The organism is Pseudoalteromonas sp. SG44-8 (assembly GCF_014164125.1).
Taxonomy (GTDB): Bacteria; Pseudomonadota; Gammaproteobacteria; order Enterobacterales; family Alteromonadaceae; genus Pseudoalteromonas; species Pseudoalteromonas rhizosphaerae.
Genome location: NZ_JACJEQ010000016.1, coordinates 23,253 through 37,998, shown reverse-complemented (window position 1 = coordinate 37,998; position 14,746 = coordinate 23,253). Strand labels below are relative to the sequence as shown.

14 protein-coding genes and 1 riboswitch are annotated in these 14,746 nt (G+C 39.7%); of the genes, 9 read left to right on the top strand and 5 right to left on the bottom strand.

Annotated elements, in window-relative coordinates; all coding sequences use genetic code 11:
* The first annotated feature begins 4 nt into the window (after positions 1–4).
* From H5163_RS13415 to H5163_RS13395, 5 genes are all read left to right on the top strand, one after another.
* On the top strand, positions 5–925 hold the full coding sequence (locus H5163_RS13415; protein WP_182735355.1) for an ornithine carbamoyltransferase: 921 nt from the start codon (positions 5–7) through the stop codon (positions 923–925).
* A gap of 10 nt (positions 926–935) precedes the next feature.
* On the top strand, positions 936–2,138 hold the full coding sequence (locus tag H5163_RS13410; protein WP_182735354.1) for an argininosuccinate synthase: 1,203 nt from the start codon (positions 936–938) through the stop codon (positions 2,136–2,138).
* A 57-nt stretch (positions 2,139–2,195) separates the two neighbouring features.
* A complete protein-coding gene (gene argH / locus H5163_RS13405; protein WP_182735353.1) occupies positions 2,196–4,061 on the top strand; it encodes an argininosuccinate lyase in 1,866 nt (621 codons plus the stop codon).
* Positions 4,062–4,336: 275 nt separating this feature from the next.
* Positions 4,337–4,549: a hypothetical protein gene (locus H5163_RS13400; protein ID WP_182735352.1), complete on the top strand. Its 213-nt coding sequence runs from the start codon at positions 4,337–4,339 to the stop codon at positions 4,547–4,549.
* A 17-nt stretch (positions 4,550–4,566) separates the two neighbouring features.
* Entirely contained in the window at positions 4,567–5,100 is a 534-nt protein-coding gene (locus tag H5163_RS13395; protein ID WP_182735351.1) for a hypothetical protein, read from the top strand.
* 524 nt (positions 5,101–5,624) lie between these two features.
* Here the strand turns inward: H5163_RS13395 and H5163_RS13390 are convergent.
* Both H5163_RS13390 and coaD read right to left on the bottom strand, forming a co-directional pair.
* Positions 5,625–7,019, bottom strand: coding sequence for a capsule assembly Wzi family protein (locus H5163_RS13390; protein ID WP_182735350.1), 1,395 nt, complete (start codon positions 7,017–7,019; stop codon positions 5,625–5,627).
* Positions 7,016–7,498 (bottom strand): pantetheine-phosphate adenylyltransferase, encoded by a 483-nt coding sequence (coaD, locus tag H5163_RS13385; protein WP_145235133.1) that lies wholly within the window; start codon positions 7,496–7,498, stop codon positions 7,016–7,018. Before coaD ends, H5163_RS13390 begins: the two co-directional genes overlap by 4 nt.
* A 250-nt stretch (positions 7,499–7,748) precedes the next feature.
* Here coaD and H5163_RS13380 point away from each other — a divergent pair, with 250 nt between their 5' ends.
* Positions 7,749–8,399, top strand: a complete 651-nt coding sequence (locus H5163_RS13380; RefSeq protein WP_145235136.1) for a TetR/AcrR family transcriptional regulator — start codon at positions 7,749–7,751, stop codon at positions 8,397–8,399.
* A gap of 104 nt (positions 8,400–8,503) precedes the next feature.
* Complete coding sequence (gene thiI, locus H5163_RS13375; protein WP_182735349.1) at positions 8,504–9,961, top strand: tRNA uracil 4-sulfurtransferase ThiI; 1,458 nt, start codon at positions 8,504–8,506, stop codon at positions 9,959–9,961.
* Between the two features lie 29 nt (positions 9,962–9,990).
* Here thiI and H5163_RS13370 read toward each other — a convergent pair whose 3' ends face one another.
* Both H5163_RS13370 and H5163_RS13365 read right to left on the bottom strand, forming a co-directional pair.
* Entirely contained in the window at positions 9,991–10,893 is a 903-nt protein-coding gene (locus tag H5163_RS13370) for a ketopantoate reductase family protein (RefSeq protein ID WP_182731762.1), read from the bottom strand.
* A complete protein-coding gene (locus H5163_RS13365; RefSeq protein WP_145235143.1) occupies positions 10,886–11,239 on the bottom strand; it encodes a VanZ family protein in 354 nt (117 codons plus the stop codon). Before H5163_RS13365 ends, H5163_RS13370 begins: the two co-directional genes overlap by 8 nt.
* A 161-nt stretch (positions 11,240–11,400) precedes the next feature.
* Here H5163_RS13365 and H5163_RS13360 point away from each other — a divergent pair, with 161 nt between their 5' ends.
* Together H5163_RS13360 and H5163_RS13355 are read left to right on the top strand one after the other, a co-directional pair.
* Entirely contained in the window at positions 11,401–11,883 is a 483-nt protein-coding gene (locus tag H5163_RS13360) for a YajQ family cyclic di-GMP-binding protein (RefSeq protein WP_145235145.1), read from the top strand.
* A 173-nt stretch (positions 11,884–12,056) separates the two neighbouring features.
* A riboswitch (cobalamin riboswitch) is annotated at positions 12,057–12,235 on the top strand.
* A gap of 33 nt (positions 12,236–12,268) precedes the next feature.
* The gene (locus H5163_RS13355; protein WP_182735348.1) at positions 12,269–14,113 is read left to right on the top strand and encodes a TonB-dependent receptor domain-containing protein; all 1,845 of its coding nucleotides are present in this window, start codon (positions 12,269–12,271) and stop codon (positions 14,111–14,113) included.
* Positions 14,114–14,201: 88 nt separating this feature from the next.
* On the opposite strand, the gene msrA is transcribed toward H5163_RS13355, so the two are convergent.
* Entirely contained in the window at positions 14,202–14,738 is a 537-nt protein-coding gene (gene msrA, locus H5163_RS13350; protein WP_182735347.1) for a peptide-methionine (S)-S-oxide reductase MsrA, read from the bottom strand.
* Positions 14,739–14,746 lie beyond the last annotated feature (8 nt).

Below are 14,746 nucleotides of genomic sequence, written 5' to 3'. Positions count from 1 at the left end.
TTATATGTTTAATCATTTTTTATCGGGTCTAGAGTTAGACCAACAAGGCGCACTTAAATTACTTAACTTAGCGCAAAAAATTAAAGCAAACCCCGCTGATTTTAGTCAAGCACTGGCTGGCAAATCGGTGGTTACTTTATTTGAAAAACCAAGCTTACGTACGCGTTTGTCATTTGATATAGGTATTAATAAGTTAGGTGGACATGCGGTGTATCTTGATTCACAAAATGGCGCCATGGGCGCACGTGAATCAGTAAAAGACTTTGCATTGAACATTGCCAGTTGGGCTGACGGTATTGTGGCGCGGGTATATCAGCATAAAACATTAACCACACTTGCTGAATTTTCAAGCGTACCTGTGGTCAACAGTTTGTGCGATTTATATCATCCATGCCAAGCACTTGCTGACTTTCTAACACTGCAAGAAGTATATGGCGATGTAAGCCAGCTAAAATTAGCTTATTTAGGTGAAGGCAACAACGTAACGCATTCACTGATGTTACTTGCGGCTACTTTAGGCACAGATTTTGTTGCCGTATGCCCTAAAGGCAGTTCACCAGACTCGCAAATTTTAAAGCAGGCTGAGCAAATTGCCGCAATGAATGGTGCATCAGTGATGGTGAGTGATCGTGTTGAAGCGGCTGTAGGCGCTAACGCAGTGTATGCCGATACATGGGTATCAATGGGCGATGATACGCCACTTGAACAAGTAAAAGAAAAGTACATGCCGTATCAATTAAATGCGGCGTTGCTTAAACAGACTGGGGCTGACACTGTAATGCATTGCCAGCCAGCACACCGTGAATTTGAAATTACTTCTGAGGTAATGGATGGTCCGGCGTCAAAAATTATACAACAAGCAGAAAACCGTATGCATGCGCAAAACGCATTGCTTGTTTCATTATTAAATCCAAATTTTGTGTAAGGTATCACCAATGAGTTCTATTAAAAAAGTTGTATTAGCCTATTCTGGTGGTTTAGATACGTCAGCCATCGTGCCATGGTTAAAAGAAAACTACGGTTGTGAAGTTATCGCGTTTGTTGCCGATGTAGGTCAAGGTGCTGAAGAACTTGAAGGCGTTGAAGCAAAAGCGATCGCATCTGGTGCGTCTGAATGTTATGTAGTTGACTTAAAAGACGAAATGGTAAGTGATTATATTTACCCAACGTTAAAAACCGGTTCAATTTACGAAGGTACTTATTTATTAGGTACGTCAATGGCACGTCCTATTATTGCTAAAGCGCAAGTTGAGATTGCTCGTAAAGTAGGTGCTGATGCACTTTCTCATGGTTGTACTGGTAAAGGTAATGACCAAGTGCGCTTTGAATCTTGTTTTGCGGCCCTTGCGCCTGATCTTCAAGTTATTGCGCCATGGCGTGAGTGGGACTTATCAAGCCGTGAGTCATTACTTGATTACTTGGCAGAGCGTAATATTCCATGTTCTGCATCGGCAACTAAAATCTACAGCCGTGATGCAAACGCATGGCATATTTCTCATGAAGGTGGCGAGCTTGAAGATCCGTGGTGCCAACCAAGTGAGCAAGTGTGGACTTGGACTAACTCACCAGAGCAAGCACCCAATGAGCCTGAATTTGTTACCTTAAACGTGGTTGAAGGTGAAGTTGTTGCTGTCAATGGCGAGCAGCTTAAACCGTATGACTGTCTAGTTAAACTTAATGATATTGCATCCCCGCATGGTGTTGGTCGGGTTGATATCGTTGAAAACCGTTTAGTGGGCATGAAATCCCGTGGTTGTTATGAAACCCCTGGTGGCACAGTGATCATGGCGGCATTACAAGCGATTGATGAGTTAGTACTTGATAAAGCAAGCCGCAAATGGAAAGAAGTACTGGGCGGCGAGTTTTCACATTTAGTCTATGACGGTCGTTGGTTTACACCACTTAAAGATTCAATCTTAGCGGGCGCAGAAGCGTTATCAACAGTTGCTACTGGTGAAGTTATTCTTAAGCTTTATAAAGGCCAAGTAACAGCGGTTCAGAAAAAATCACCTAATAGCTTATACAGCGAAGATTTTGCTACGTTTGGTGCAGATGATGTTTACGACCAATCGCATGCTGAAGGCTTTATTCGTTTATTCTCGCTTTCAAGCAGAATTTCAGCACTAGCGAAGAAGTAATTTTACTACAGCCTCGTAACAATAAGGCGGGGCAATTTCAGGGTTTGGAGAGATTTCATGGCATTATGGGGCGGACGTTTTTCTACGGGTCCAGATGAGGCGTTTAAACAATTTAACGACTCACTTCCCTTCGATTATCAACTCGCAGAGCAAGATATAGTTGGCTCTGTAGCGTGGGCAGGTGCCCTTAAGCAGGTTGACGTATTAAGTAGTGATGAACACAAAAAGTTAGTCGCTGCGTTATATGAATTACTCGACGAAGTAAAAGCTGATCCACAAGCTGTGGCAACGTCAGGAGCTGAAGATATTCACTCACATGTTGAAGCTGCATTGATCGAAAAAGTGGGTGACTTAGCTAAAAAATTACATACCGGACGTAGTCGTAACGATCAGGTCGCTACTGACTTTCGTTTATGGTGTCGTGATACCGCCGCTCACATACTTACGGCGCTTGGTCAGTTAAAAGGTGAGTTTATCGCTTTAGCTGAACGTGAGCTGGGCACTATCTTACCTGGTTATACCCATTTACAACGTGCTCAGCCATTGTTGTTTAGTCATTGGTGTATGGCTTACGTGGAAATGATCGAACGTGATGAAAGCCGTTTAGCAGATGCTAAAGCGCGAATGAATTTTTGCCCTTTGGGCAGTGGGGCACTTGCCGGTACTGCGTACCCAATTGATCGGCAAGCACTTGCCGTGGGGTTAGGTTTTACCGCTGCGACTAAAAATAGTTTAGATGCCGTATCAGATCGTGACTTTGTGGTTGAGCTATTAAGCTGTGCATCAATCTCTATGATCCATTTATCGCGTATGTCAGAAGATTTGATCTTTTATAATTCGGGTGAAGCGGGTTTCATTGAGTTAGCAGATAATGTTACTTCAGGCTCATCATTGATGCCACAAAAGAAGAACCCCGATGCGCTAGAGCTTATCCGCGGCAAAACAGGGCGTGTATTTGGTGCCTTTAGTGCCATGATGATGACGTTAAAAGCACTGCCACTTGCCTATAATAAAGATATGCAAGAAGATAAAGAAGGCTTATTTGATGCCATGCCAACGTGGCTAGCTTGTATTCATATGGCGCAAGCGTGTATCAAAGGTATAAAAGTAAATGGCGATCGTACTTTAGCCGCTGCTAAGGGCGGGCATTCAAATGCGACAGAGCTTGCTGACTATTTAGTCGCCAAAGGGATCCCTTTTAGGGAAGGTCATCATATTGTTGGTGTGTTGGTACAAATGGCTATCGCACAAGGGAATAACTTAGAAGATTTAAGTTTAGAACAATTCCAATCGGTGCATAGTATTTTTGCACAGGACGTATATGCTGTACTAGAGATAGACGCATGTATAAAAGCGCGCCAAGCACTTGGTGGTACATCTTTAGAGCAAGTTACAGTTGCAGTTAAAGATGCCAAAAAAAAACAGCAAATAACAGTTCGTGACGCTAATCTTGACGATGTAGAGTCAATTGCTAAATTGATCCAGCACTGGGCTACAGTAGGTGAAAATTTACCGCGTGCTAAAAGCGACATGGTACATTCAATCAATGAGTTTGCAGTTACCGAAGTTGCTGGAGAAGTCGCGGGCTGCGCATCATTGTATATTTATGATACTGGTCTTGCTGAAATTCGTTCACTAGGTATAGATCCTGAAACAGGTATTACAGGGCAAGGTCGTCAGTTAGTTGAACATTTATTAGTTAAAGCCAAAAAATTGGCACTCAATCGCATCATTGTTTTGACGCGAGTACCTGATTTCTTTGAAAAACAAGGTTTCACATTCTGTACTAAAGACAGCTTACCGGAAAAGGTAATGAAAGATTGTGAACTGTGTTTACGCAGAGACAATTGTGACGAAGTCGCAATGGAATTTATTTTAAAGCTAAGTACGAGTACGGAGATCCCGTGTAAAAACGTGGCTTAAAATCCCTGGATATAAAAAGCGTACGGTTATCCCTGTGCGTTTTTTTATGTTTTGCTACATCTGGTATGACCTGTTGTATTGGTTAGCTGTAGCAAATAAAAGATCAAAAAAGATCGTTTTTTTTAAATGTTGGATCAGTAATTGCTTATTACTTAGGTGTAAGATGGCTCAGCGTGAGTTCATCTTTAAAAGCGCCAAGCAGTTATCAGAGCGTTAAAAACAGTGGCTTATTTAATAAGTCATTTTATTCAACATTTATTGAAAGGATTAATCTTATGCAAGTTACAGCTAACAGCCAATTACAAATGCAAGCATATAATAATATGCAACAATCAAAGCCAGCACTTGAACAAAGCGCTAGTAATAAAACCCTACAATCTGATACAGTGTCTATATCTAATGAGGCTTTGTTAGCATCAAAAGGCGAAGCTGAAATTCAACGCGGTGGCGGGATTATCGTATTAGATCCTGATAAACGCCCTAGATAGATAACTATGAGTGACAGATGTATTTAACAGAACATTTTGGTTTATCTTTAGGTGCCCTTGTCGTTTGGGGTTTCATGATGGCTTTCTTTTTCAATCTTTTTTTATGGGTAGCTGATTTAAAAAGAGATAATGTTTTATTAATTACATCTTTTGTTGCTTTTGTATCTTATTTTATAAGTGATCATCTATTTACTTGGTTTGAAACTTCGGGAATTTATCTTCAATGGGCGCTTTATGATATTGCAACATTGGCAGTAATTATATTTGGTGCTCTTTTGGCTCGTTCAGGCTTAAAGTCAGCAGCATTTACGTATGTTATAACAGGTCTTTCAACGAATACATTTCTTTTCTTTTGTATGTATTACGATCTTCATATTATTGAAAATACAGAACCTTGGTTCCTGTGGGATATATATTCTTTCGGTGTGAATATCATTGATTTTACAATGATAGTAGCCTTGATTGTTGATCGTGACATTTTAGGTTTGATTAGGCTTAAAAATGCAATTAAAGCATTATTTAAAACACATCATGTAAAACACTCCATTTAGCTTATGTTTATAAATGACGTAGTTGGTCCGTACATCGGTGTATTTATCGAGTGGGGATTCTTAATGGTCTTTTTATTAAATTGGGTACTGTACATAAATAACCCTAATAAAAGCATAGTACTATTTTCATTTATAATGGCGCTTTCTTATATAACGAGTGAACTCTTCCCTTTAGTATCTATTACTTATTTGAACTGGTTTATATACGATTTGCTCACTCTTATATGCATTGGGTTTTTGATCCGATATCAAAAGATTAGCCCCTCTCCAGTTAATTGCTATATTGTGTGTGGACTTATCTTAAATGCCATTTTAATTACAGCAATTTATTGCGATATCTATGTGCGATCAAATTCTGAGCCTTGGTGGCTTTGGTCAGTTTATTCTTTTGGCGTTAATATATGCGATGTGATGATGATAACAGCCTTAGCTATAAATAAAGATTTTTTAGGCTTAAGCAAATTATTACGAAAGGCTTTGATAATCAAAGGCCTAAATAAACATCAGGCCCTTGTTTAGAACACTTAAAACCGATATTCCCAGCTGGTTTTTAATGCGCTGTTGGTATCAGACTCGTTAGCAAGTTCGTCTTTATACACTGAGCCGCTGATCTTCCATAAACCACTAAAAATAGCCTGCTGATAACCAAGCTCTAATTGTAAGCGTTCAAACGTTTCAGCGACTTGAGTCAAGTCGGTGATGTCAGTTTTAAACCAACGTAACTTCGCATAGCCGCCATAACCGTTCATAGTATGATAATGCGCACCTAATACTGCTGATTTACTTTGCTGTGGTGTTGCAGAGCCAATTAAGCGGTCTTTATGATTATAGGCTTGGGCATAGTTCGTAAAGCTTTCATTAGCCTCATTACAGCTAAGTTGGGCCGTACAATCTTGTTGGGTATTTGAATATTCAAAATAGGTTTTTAATAACTGTTTTTGATCACCAAAAAAACTCTCTACACCAAGGGTATAAAAAGGATCACTGGGCGCAATACCACTGTCATTTTTACCCATTAGCTCAGTATAAAAAGCAATCGGTTGATTGGCGATGCTGGTTGAGTACTTAGCATCTAAACTGGTTAAGCGTTGCTTAGTTGCTATCAGTTCGAGCGAATTGGGGGCTATTTCTGTGCTGGTTAAATAATCAGAGCCCGCTGAGCTAAATGCAATCTCAAGCCCCGCAAGTGGTGTGCTGGCAAAGCGCATAGCCCAGTAGTCGCCTTTTTCACCATTACTTAAATGCGGTTTTTGTTTCGCGTAAATCCCGGTTAACTGCCAATTACCAATAAAGGAGAGCCAGCTTGGACCTACATATTGGGTGTTAGCGCGGTTTATCCGTAGCCCTTTCATTGGTGCTGCATTATTTGATAGCAGTAGTGCGTTATCGTTACTGGGTCCCCACCAATGGCTTACTTGCTCTGCACTGACAGACCAGCCGCCGATTAATACTGCTAAATAACTGCCGTGATAATTTGTGTATTCATCATCTAGTGCCTCATCAGCGTAATTAACACTGACTTTGGCGCTAACACGGTCGCCAGTGATAGAGCCATAGCTATTTATACCACTTTTTTGTTGATCGCGCTTACCAAAGCTTTGTTGCAAAGCTGGCTCACTATTGTAGTTAAGCCTGACACCAGAGCTACTGCCTTGTTTAGCTCTATCTAAAGCATGTTTTACGTGTTGATAAGCAAATTGACTCTGTGTTGATAAACTGCTGCTTTCAATTGTACTTAAATCTCTGGCAATACCTTGCCACATTAGGGGATAACTATTGATCGGTTGTTTAATCACACCTTGGTTAAAGAGCATTTCAATTGAAGCGCGTAATAAAGGGTCGTCACTTTCAATCCAAGGTGTTGCAAACGCCGGTGTAGCAATGGCAATTAAGGCGCTTAAATAGATATTTAACTTCATCCGTGTAACTTTTCCTGCAATGCTTTTACTACAATAGGGTGTACAAACTCACTGACATCGCCTTTATGACGGGCGACTTCTTTAACGAGGGTTGAAGAGATAAATGAGTTTTTTTCAGCTGGGGTTAAAAAAACACTCTCTAAATCAGGATTTAAACGACGATTCATATTGGCAAGCTGAAACTCATAATCAAAGTCAGACACAGCACGAATACCGCGGATCAACACATTAGCACTATGATCGCGTGCTAAATCAGCTAATAATCCAGAAAAGCCAATAACACTGACGTTATCTAAATGAGTGAGTAAACTATTGGCAATTGCTACCCGCTCATCAAGGCTAAAGCAGGGTTTTTTACTAGGGTTGTGAGCAACTGCAACAATTACAGTATCAAACATTTTAGCTGCCCGCTGGATCAGATCTGTGTGTCCATTGGTTAATGGATCAAAGGTACCAGGGTAAATTGCGGTGACTTTCATAAATATCATCTTAGTGTTATTTTGAGGGTTATATTAACAGTCTTTGTTGTCCAGATCAGCCTGCAAATTGCGACTGCATATTTTCATTTGTAAATGAGTTTATTTCAATAAGAAACAATAACTACGAATTATGGATTAGAAATTTTCAAGGTAGTATTTTATTGGATTATATTTGTATATACTGCGCGGCTAATAATACTGAGTGAATTATGGTCATTTACTCTAATAAAAATAATCAGAGTCGCAGGATATGAGTACCAAGGATAAAATAATTACAACTAGCATAATGCTATTTAACCAACATGGCGAGCGCGCGATAACAACCAATCATATCGCTTCTCACATGGGCATCAGTCCCGGTAATCTTTATTATCACTTTAAAAATAAAGAAGACATTATTCGCCATATTTTTGCATTATATAGTAAGCATTTGCACACTCAGTTTGTGCCAATGGAAAAGCAGGATGAAGCACTGACACACTTAACTGGGTATCTTGATGCTTTGTTTGAGTTGATGTGGCGTTTTCATTTTTTCTATGACAATTTGGGTGATATTTTATCTCGCGACGAAGTACTGAAAAAAGACTATATTGAGTTCCAAGCAGCTTTGTTAAGCCAAGTGCGCGAAATTGTAATTGGCCTGCGTGAAGTTGGTATGATCGCAATTGACGATGAAGATGCTGTTGAGCTTGCTCACATGCTAAAAATTACTGTCAGTTTTTGGACTCCTTACATTAAAGCTAGACGGTTAAGCGGTGAGTTAATTCAGCAAGATATTTATAATGGTATCTTAAAAGTGTTAGCACTTTTTAAAGCATTTGGTACAGAGCAAAGCATCCCAAAAATTAACTTGTTACGCGAAAAATACAGTAAATTAGCGGCACAGGCAGGTGCCGTTTAATTAAACGCAGCGGTTGTTTATTTCCTAGACGTTAGATTTTTTGTTATAATCCCGCGCCCAACACGTGGGTGCGTGAATCCTAAATATTGTCTAACGAGTAAACTATGCTTAAATTTATCGTCAAACTCCATCCTGAAATAGCCATTAAAAGCCGTTCTGTGCGAAAACGTTTTACTAAGTTGTTAGAGAACAACATTAAAATTGTATTACGCAAGCTTGACGAAAAAGTACAAGTACAAAATAACTGGGACAATATATCCGTCGTAACTAAATTAGATGACGCGCAAATGCGTATTGATTTTATCGATGGCTTACAACGGATCCCAGGTATCGTGCAGTTTATTGAAGTGACCGAAACTAACTACGAAAACCTGCACGATATTTACGAAAAAGCGCTAGATATGGTTGGTCACACTGTTGTTGGCAAAACATTCTGTGTGCGTTGTAAACGCCAAGGTAAGCATGATTTCACTTCTACCGATGTAGAGCGTTATGTTGGGGGTGGGTTAAATCAACACGTCGATGGCGCCAGCGTAAGACTGAAAAATCCTGAAGTAACTATTCGCCTTGAAATTAAAGATGATAAAGCTTACGTAGTAACGCACACCCATCATGGTATGGCCGGTTTCCCATTACCAACGCAAGAAGATGTCTTGTCGTTAATGTCAGGTGGATTTGACTCGGGCGTTGCTAGTTATCAAATGATCCGTAAAGGCGCTCGTACGCACTTTTTGTTCTTCAATTTAGGTGGTGCAGCGCACGAGATTGGAGTTAAACAAGCCAGCTACTATATCTGGAAGCAGTTTAGCTCAACCCATAAAGTTAAATTTATCAGTGTTGACTTTGAGCCCGTTGTTGCCGAAATTTTAGAAAATGTTGAAAACAGTCAAATGGGTGTGATCCTCAAACGTATGATGATGCGTGCAGGCAGCCAAATAGCTGAAAAAATGGGGATTCAAGCACTTGTTACCGGTGAGAGTCTAGGCCAAGTTTCAAGTCAAACATTAGCCAATCTAAGTGTGATTGACCGTGTTACCGAAACGCTTATATTACGCCCGCTGATCCAACACGACAAACAAGAAATTATAAACATCGCTCGTAAAATCGGCACCGCAGAAATGGCCGAAACTATGCCAGAATACTGTGGTGTGATCTCTAAAAAGCCTACAGTTAAAGCTAAAGTTGCCGTAGTCGAAGCTGAAGAGCAGAAGTTTGATTTTGATGTTCTCGATACTGTTATTGATAACGCACGTATTATGGATATTCGTGACATTGACGTCGAAGCCAAACAAGAGCTAAAAGAGGCCGAGTCAGTTTCTGATTTACCAGCTGATGCAGTTGTTGTCGATATTCGTCCGCCGGAAGAAGAAGATGCAGCACCGCTTGAAATTGATGGGATAGAAGTTGTGCATTTGCCGTTTTTCCGCTTAGCGACCAAATTTGCAGACCTACCACAAGACAAAGATTACTACTTATATTGCACTAGAGGTGTAATGAGTCAGCTACAGGCGCTTATTTTACATGAAAATGGCTTAGCCAATGTCAAAGTTTATCGTCCGTAAGGTTGATAGTTATTAATAACAAGCGCGAGTTAAATCGCGCTTTTTTTATGTCTGATAGCATCGAGTAAAGATTGATTGTGAGGGGTATTAATACCGAGTTGATTGCCTTTTTGGCAAATATAACCGCACATCGCATCAATTTCTGTGATGCGATTATGGGCGACATCTTGATGCATTGATGAGTAATTGTTTTTGGTATCACTCATCACTTGGTAGGCGTTCGCCAATGCTTCAGCAAGTCGCACATTGATACCTAGTTTATTTGCTACGGTACACGCTTCGTTTAAGATATTTAAAATTATGCCACTAAACTGTGGTGCAGTCAGTGCGCCATTTTTCACATTGTGCAGCGCACTGAGTGGATTAATAGCAATATTAACGAGTAATTTTTCAAAGCGTAATTGTTGTATATTATTTGTGGTTGTTAATTCAGGAATAGCGTTTAGTAGATTTTTAACTTCAGCGAGTTGTGTTTTTGCTTGCTGGTTACAATCACCTAAAATGCTGCTCCCGATACCAGTATGCAACACACTAAAAGGTGTATCTTTGTAGCCCGCTAAACGTGTTGTTAAAAAGTATAGTCCTTGTTGTTTTGTAAGTTCGCTATTTATTTCATCTACATTACCCATGCCATTGTGAGATAAAATCAATTGGCATTGAGCGCTTAAAAAAGGCTTTAGTTGCCTAAATGCGGTGGCAACTTGATATGCTTTAACAGTAAAAATAACAACATCGACTTGGCCGTGCTCAGATAATTGAGTCAGGTTTGTCAGTTGGCAATTAATTGCTTGTTTTGGCGCGTTTGCTTGTTGATAAAAACGAGGTTCGTCAATAGCATGCTTGGTAAGTAGGGTAACCCTGTGCTGTTGACTCAAATAATGGCTATAGAGCAGCCCAATGGCACCATCGCCAACGACGAATATATTAGCCATTTTGATTCTTTTTAAAACGAGAATAAATACCGAACAACAAAAAGAAACTAGCAGCCCCAGAAAAGTCAGCAACAACATCAGCAACAGATGCGCTACGATAAGGGATTGTGCTTTGCATTAGCTCAATAGCGATGCCATAAAATGCTAATAACACGAGGTGAACGAATACAGGTAGCTTGAACGCTCTGACCATGACGGCTGCCAGAACAAAGAAAATAATAAAATGCACTAACTTATCTAGATGAGGCAGTGACGATACCCCAACGCCCCTAAAATCGCGGGCAAACAAAAAGGTAAATACCAGAATACTGATTAAAAATAGAGTTTGATAAACACGCCGAGTCACGAAAAATCCTAAATCGTTTAAAAATAGAACCGCAGTATATCAAACAAATTTCGTATCGCACCTGAACAAAGCATAGAAAAGTGTAAAGATTTATAAAATTTATATAGTATAATTATCGACAATATAAATTTGAATTAAAAATATCTTGTTAGGAGAGACTTATGCCTTCATTTGACATTGTTTCGGAAGTCGAAATGAACGAAGCAAAAAATGCTGTTGATAACGCTAACCGTGAACTTGAAACTCGCTTTGACTTTAGAGGCGTTGATGCGTCAATAGAGCTTAATGATAAAACCATTAAACTAAAAGCAGAAGCTGATTCACAGGTTATGCAGTTGTTTGATATTTTAGCGAGCAAAATATCAAAACGCGGTATGGACGTATCAAGTTTAGAGCTGCAAGATATTTCACGTGCGGGAAAAAATGTTTACCGTAATGTTGCGCTAAAGCAAGGTATCGAAAAAGATATGGCTAAAAAAGTCGTTAAAGCCATTAAAGACTCTAAAGTAAAAGTACAAGCCGCGATCCAAGGCGAAGAAGTACGTGTAACGGGCAAAAAACGTGATGACCTACAAGAAGCCATGCAAGTAGTACGCAGTGCTGATTTAGGGCAACCATTTCAGTTTAAAAACTTTAGAGATTAGAAAGCTAGGAGCTAGGTTTCTAGGTGCTAGAAAAAGCCAAATTGCAGCAATGTAGTTTGGCTTTTTTAGTTTAGAACTTATGATTATTCCTAGAACCTAGAGTGTTTAGATGTATAGCCGTCCATTGACTTTTGTGCTTAAAATAATCACAATAGCGACCTATTTTCAAGGTGCTTGTGGTTACTTTTCAAGGTTGTTGATTAAGTAAAGCAAGATAATCGGGAAGTTGGTGGCGTTTATAGGATATAAACGAAGTCCAACACTGCCCCCGCAACGGTGATACATACTTTTAGCTAAATTTATTAGCAAGTTATGTTAAGTCCGGAGACCGGCCTTGAAGTCAATTTACTATCACTTGTGCGGTGGGCGCGGGTCAGGGGATATCATGTTAAACAAATCTACTCTATGCGTAGCAATTGCCGCTGCGTTGTCTTTTTCTGTGTCTGCAGAGCAATCAATAGAACGCCTGACGGTAACCGCTAATAAATTTGAGCAATCAATTACTGATGTACTTGCCAGTGTAACTGTTATTGAGCGCAGTGATATTGAAACAAGTAATGTCCGTGATTTACCGAGTTTACTAGCAACCCAAGTTGGTTTTCAAATAAATTCCAATGGTGGCTTTGGGCAAAGTTCTGGCGTGTCACTTCGCGGTTCAAGCTCACGACATACACTTATTTTGATTGATGGCGTACGTACGGGCTCTGCAACCCTTGGTTATAAATCAATTAGTAATATTCCTCTTAATTCAATAGAGCGCATTGAAATTGTTAAAGGTTCTCGTGCTGCAGTTTATGGGTCTGACGCGCTCGCTGGTGTGATCAATATTATTACTCGTACAAAGGAATCCGTCAGCCTAGATGCAACATTTGGTACTGATGCTTATCAAAATTATCAAGTTGCAGGTACAACGGTAGTTGATGCTGTTAAAGCGTCGTTTAATGCTGGGTTTGAAAAAACGGATGGCTTTGACGTATTGCAAGGCGTAGCATCGGATGAAGATGGTTATGAGAACAAAAATTTAGGATTTAATATTCGCTATGCAGATAAGCTGTTAGGTGAGCTTAAAGCGCTGGGTCAATACAGTGAAGGTAATGCACAATACGACAATGCTTTCTCGCCTATTGATAGTATCGTAGAAAATAATGAATTTGAAAATTATCAGCTAGGGCTGGATTGGGATAAATCCTTTACCGATCATAAGCACTCAATTAATGTTGCTATTGCAACCGATGATTCTGACAACAAAGGCTATGATTACACTGGTGCGATTATTACTAATAGTTATAAAACAAAACGTAAACAATTTGATTACCACGGCAGTTATAATGCAAGCCAAGTTTTAACCGTTAATGGCGGGCTTAATTGGTATAAAGATGAAATATTTACTAATGGTAAGGCTTATCTAGCGGATAGCAAAGTAGCTAAAGCTGCATTTCTTGGGGGCTATTTTGATGATAATAAATTCATTGCAAATTTAGCATTGCGTTTAGATGATGATGAGCAGTTTGGTAATGAAACAACTTACGCCGCAGCTGTTGGTTATCACTTAAATAAGCGTGCAACACTTCGATTGAGCCAAAGCACGGGCTTTAAAGCGCCAACATTTAATGATCTTTATTTTCCTGACCCTTTATCTCCAGGTAATCCAAATTTAGCACCAGAGACATCAACTAACCAAGAGTTAGGTTTGAGTTTAGACTTTTCTCAGGCAAAGCTTGATATATCAATATTCAGAAATAATATTGAAAACCTAATTGCATGGGCACCTAATGCAGCTGGTAAATGGCAGCCAGAAAATATAAATGAAGCACGCCATGAGGGGGTTGAGTTTAGCTTTGCCAATACAGTACTTGGTTTTGATAATCAGTTTAATTTTACTTATTTAAATGCTGAAAATACCGAAACGGGTGTAGCACAAACTTATGTTTCACCACGTACTGTGAACTGGTCTGTTGCGAAGCAGTGGGGCGATTTTGATGCCGGTTTTGATATGCAGTACCGTAGTGATCGTCAAGGTAAAGTAACAGAGCTTAGTTCTTATACGTTATGGAACTTAACTGCAAATTATCAATTTAACAGTGCGCTTTCATTTTCTGCTCGTGTTGAAAACTTATTTGATAAGCAATACAACGCGGTTGATTCAAGTATGGATTATGCAACTGGCGAAGTGTTTTACTACAATACAGTTGACCGTCGCTTCTTTGTTGGCGCAAGTTACCAGCTCTGATCTCGTTCTAGCTTAAATAAAAAAGCCCGACACTTTTGTTTGTCGGGCTTTTTTATATTCAGATGAAAATGCTTATTTAGCACTTTGCTTAGTTTACTAAAAACTGTTTATAGTCTTTCTCAAACTTTTTCAGCTTAGGTGCTATCAATAAACTGCAATAGCGTTGCTCAGGGTTTTCGTTGTAGTAGTCTTGGTGATACTGCTCTGCTGGGTAGTAAGTGGTTACAGGGCTAACTTCAGTGACGATATCTTCGCGTATTTGGCTTTGTAATTTTGCAATATATTGATTAGTTTGTGCTTGCTGCTCGCTATCATGATAATAAATCACACTTCGATATTGGGTACCTATATCATTACCTTGGCGGTTTAGCTGAGTGGCATCATGCAGGGTAAAAAACATCGCCAGTAAGGTTTCGTAGCTTATCAGGCTACTGTCAAACTTAATCTGTACAACCTCTGCGTGGCCGGTGAGGCCAGTGCAAATTTGTTTATACGTAGGCTCAGTTGTTTCGCCGCCAGTATAGCCAGAGCTTACTTGTAAAACGCCTTTCACGCGCCTAAACGCGGCATCAATACACCAAAAGCAGCCACCACCAAATGTTGCAGTTTCATTTGTTATACTCATTTAGTTGT

Excerpts from the sequence above, each read along its gene's own strand:
- msrA (WP_182735347.1), bottom strand. The coding sequence starts at position 14,738 with ATGAGTATAACAAATGAAACTGCAACATTTGGTGGTGGCTGCTTTTGG.
- coaD (WP_145235133.1), bottom strand. The coding sequence starts at position 7,498 with ATGAAAGTCACCGCAATTTACCCTGGTACCTTTGATCCATTAACCAAT.
- H5163_RS13395 (WP_182735351.1), top strand. The coding sequence starts at position 4,567 with ATGTATTTAACAGAACATTTTGGTTTATCTTTAGGTGCCCTTGTCGTT.
- thiI (WP_182735349.1), top strand. The coding sequence starts at position 8,504 with ATGCTTAAATTTATCGTCAAACTCCATCCTGAAATAGCCATTAAAAGC.
- argH (WP_182735353.1), top strand. The coding sequence starts at position 2,196 with ATGGCATTATGGGGCGGACGTTTTTCTACGGGTCCAGATGAGGCGTTT.
- H5163_RS13355 (WP_182735348.1), top strand. The coding sequence starts at position 12,269 with ATGTTAAACAAATCTACTCTATGCGTAGCAATTGCCGCTGCGTTGTCT.
- H5163_RS13415 (WP_182735355.1), top strand. The coding sequence starts at position 5 with ATGTTTAATCATTTTTTATCGGGTCTAGAGTTAGACCAACAAGGCGCA.
- H5163_RS13380 (WP_145235136.1), top strand. The coding sequence starts at position 7,749 with ATGAGTACCAAGGATAAAATAATTACAACTAGCATAATGCTATTTAAC.
- H5163_RS13360 (WP_145235145.1), top strand. The coding sequence starts at position 11,401 with ATGCCTTCATTTGACATTGTTTCGGAAGTCGAAATGAACGAAGCAAAA.
- H5163_RS13370 (WP_182731762.1), bottom strand. The coding sequence starts at position 10,893 with ATGGCTAATATATTCGTCGTTGGCGATGGTGCCATTGGGCTGCTCTAT.
- H5163_RS13400 (WP_182735352.1), top strand. The coding sequence starts at position 4,337 with ATGCAAGTTACAGCTAACAGCCAATTACAAATGCAAGCATATAATAAT.
- H5163_RS13410 (WP_182735354.1), top strand. The coding sequence starts at position 936 with ATGAGTTCTATTAAAAAAGTTGTATTAGCCTATTCTGGTGGTTTAGAT.
- H5163_RS13390 (WP_182735350.1), bottom strand. The coding sequence starts at position 7,019 with ATGAAGTTAAATATCTATTTAAGCGCCTTAATTGCCATTGCTACACCG.